General features: G+C 65.3%; 6 protein-coding genes. 1 reads left to right on the top strand and 5 read right to left on the bottom strand.

From position 1 onward, the window contains the following. Positions 1-110: 110 nt before the first annotated feature. The 4 genes from JOZ79_RS02920 to JOZ79_RS02935 all read right to left on the bottom strand — a co-directional run bounded on the left by JOZ79_RS02920 (position 111) and on the right by JOZ79_RS02935 (position 1740). Complete coding sequence (locus JOZ79_RS02920) at positions 111-332, bottom strand: hypothetical protein (RefSeq protein WP_294070307.1); 222 nt, start codon at positions 330-332, stop codon at positions 111-113. A 36-nt stretch (positions 333-368) separates the two neighbouring features. Next, positions 369-818 carry a hypothetical protein gene (locus JOZ79_RS02925; RefSeq protein WP_294070310.1) on the bottom strand — a complete coding sequence of 150 codons (450 nt, stop codon included), beginning with the start codon at positions 816-818 and terminating at the stop codon, positions 369-371. Between the two features lie 102 nt (positions 819-920). After that, positions 921-1259, bottom strand: coding sequence for a hypothetical protein (locus JOZ79_RS02930; protein WP_294070313.1), 339 nt, complete (start codon positions 1257-1259; stop codon positions 921-923). A gap of 34 nt (positions 1260-1293) precedes the next feature. Next, positions 1294-1740, bottom strand: coding sequence for a hypothetical protein (locus JOZ79_RS02935; protein ID WP_294070316.1), 447 nt, complete (start codon positions 1738-1740; stop codon positions 1294-1296). Between the two features lie 98 nt (positions 1741-1838). Between JOZ79_RS02935 and JOZ79_RS02940 the strand changes: the two genes are divergently transcribed. Then, positions 1839-2261 carry a nuclear transport factor 2 family protein gene (locus tag JOZ79_RS02940; protein ID WP_294070319.1) on the top strand — a complete coding sequence of 141 codons (423 nt, stop codon included), beginning with the start codon at positions 1839-1841 and terminating at the stop codon, positions 2259-2261. Between the two features lie 40 nt (positions 2262-2301). On the opposite strand, the gene JOZ79_RS02945 is transcribed toward JOZ79_RS02940, so the two are convergent. Beyond that, positions 2302-2584, bottom strand: a 283-nt coding sequence (locus JOZ79_RS02945) for an aldehyde dehydrogenase family protein (RefSeq protein WP_294070322.1), incomplete at its 5' end; no start/stop codon positions are given.

The raw sequence follows: 2584 nt of genomic DNA on the forward strand, positions 1-2584 counted from the left end.
GATCGTCGTTCCGTGCCAGCTTTCCACCTTGATCTCCGCTCGTTTTGCAAGCCGGCAGGTGGGTCGCGCATCGAAGCGTTACAAGCGGCCGTCGCTCGGGAACTCGGTTGCTAGCGCCCCAGCCAGGCGCTGAAGCCGAACCAGATCACGTTCAGGGCCAGCGCAAACAGGACGATGCCAATGATCCCGAGGGCGATCTCCCACTCGCGCGAGTGGAAATCGACCCCCTTGATCACCAGCTTGCGCTCCTCCGCACGGACCGGGTCCCGCCGGATCCGGGACGGGCGCGCGGCGGCGTTCAGCTCGACGGTCTTCTTGGACAACCTGCTCATGGACGGATTTGTAACCGGTCCGAAGTTAGCGGAGTGTTATCGTCCCAGGCGATCCGTGGAGCCGAGTTCGCGCCCCTCGGGCATCGACTCCCGATGGAGCATGAAGCCGCGTGCCTGGAACCAGACGTTCGCCTTCTCGCCGAACAGGAAGATCGACACCACCACCAGCACGACCAGGCTGATGATGATCGATGCCTTCTGCGGCGTGATGTAGAAGCCGACGACCATGCCGATGATGCCCCACACGACATACAAGACGCGCGACCAGGGCATCCCCTTGAGGATGCCATAGGCGCAGATCAGCGTGACGACGGTGCCGAGCACGGTCCAGATCTCCAGGAAAGCCATCGGCACGTGCATTTCGGCGAGCTTTTCCTGAAGCATCGGGTTTGCCGCCGTCAGCGCGAACATGCTGATCAATCCAAGAACCGATAGGACGATCAGCACCCAGGCGATGATCGTCAGTGACACCGGACGCTTTTCCATGTGATTTCCCCCTCGTTCGAGTGGGGTCAAGCTACCGCCCGCCGGGCCGCTGACAAGCATTTCTTCTACGGCCGGCAGCTGTCGACCGGCAGACGGCGGTGGCTAGGCCTGGCGCCGCGACCTTGCGAACAGGTCCGCCTCGTTGCTGCGGCGTCGGCGTTCCTGCACTTCCGACGTATGATCGGCCCCGACGCCATTGCAGCGGCCGTGGCAAAGGCACTGGTTGCCGATTGTGCGCGGCGCACCGACGGCGAGAGTCACGACGTCCTCGATCCGCGGCCCCTGATCGTGGCCAACCGGGAGATCGAAGCGGATCGGCCGGCGGCAGCGGCGGCAGGCATCGCCGTCGCGGGTGCGAAGCTCGGCGATTCGCTGCTCGCGCTCCTCGCGGCGCGCCTTCCACGGATTGAGATAACGAACGATGCTCGGGTTGCTCGACATGGATCAAGCCTAGGCGCGAGAGCTTACCGCCCGGTTAGCCGCCCTTCCCCGGCGCCTTCGCCGGCTTGACCGTCAAATCGGCAAACTGGCGCTCGGCGTCGCAATTGACCGTGACATGGTCGATCGCCGAGCTGTTCGGGATCGTGAAGCTGACGTCCCACCAGTTGCCGGGCGCGGCGTAGGAGGTATTGGTGGTCGTCGACAGCCAGAGCTTGGCTGAGCTTCCCGAGATGTCCGGCTGCCCAAGGTCGGCCTTGTAGCGGACATCGTCGACATGCGCCTTGCCCTTGACGACGACATTGCCCTGGGCGTCGCGGCTAGCGGTCCAGCCTATCTGAGCGTCCTTCTTGTAGAAGCAATAGTGATTGACCTTGGGTGTCGCCGGAGCCTCGGACTGCGTCGTCTTGGTGTCCGGGTCGCCACCCTGGTTGCAAGCACCGAGGAGCAGCGTCCCACAAACCAGCATCGTCACCTTGCGCATTGGCGGTCCTCCTCGCCGCGAGGCTAGCCACCGCCGCAATCCAAGTAAATTCGCGCGCCGCTTGCCCCGCGCCGGCACTGCTTTAGGAACGGCTAGCCATGAGCGATCTCGCCGCCATCATCGAAGCTCGATCCACGGCCTGGATGGCCGCTTGGGTCGGCCAGGACCGCGCCGTGCTCGAGGACAGCCTTGCGCCGGACTTCGCGCTCATCGTCTCGGCCATGCCCGAGCGGCGGATGGAGCGGGCGTTGTGGCTCGCGACCTGCGACCGCTACGTGTGCAGTCGCTTCGCCTATCGCGGGGTCCAGGTTCGCGAGCTTGCGCCGGGCCTCGCGGTCATGTCGGCGATCGGCGACCAGCAGGCGCGGATGGGCGATGTCGATCGTTCGGGCGCCTTCTTCCTGACCGATGTCTGGCGGCTTGAGCCGGACGGTGCCTGGCGGGTGTGCGCCCGCTACAGCGCGCACCCGGAGCCCGCCGGCGCCTCCTCGGATGGGCTCGCCGGCCTGCGTCCCCGCTGATCTGCGAAATGATCGAGCCGAGCGACACCCATGCGCGCCGTCAGGCCTGGTGGATGGCTTTCACCACCTGGTAGCTCTCCAGGCCTTCCTTGCCGCCTTCCGAGCCAAATCCCGAATCCTTGACCCCGCCGAATGGCGTGTCGGCGCCGGAGATGGCGAAGGTGTTGATCCCGACCATGCCGGCTTCGATGGCATCGCCGAGCAAGTTGGCGCGGCGGCCGTTCTCGGTGAAGGCGAAGGCAGCAAGACCATAGGGCAGGCGGTTGGCCTGCTCGATCGCCTCGTCGAAGTCCTTGAACGAGCGCGACACGGCGACCGGACCA

The organism is Sphingomonas sp. (assembly GCF_019242355.1).
Classification (GTDB): Bacteria; Pseudomonadota; Alphaproteobacteria; order Sphingomonadales; family Sphingomonadaceae; genus Sphingomicrobium.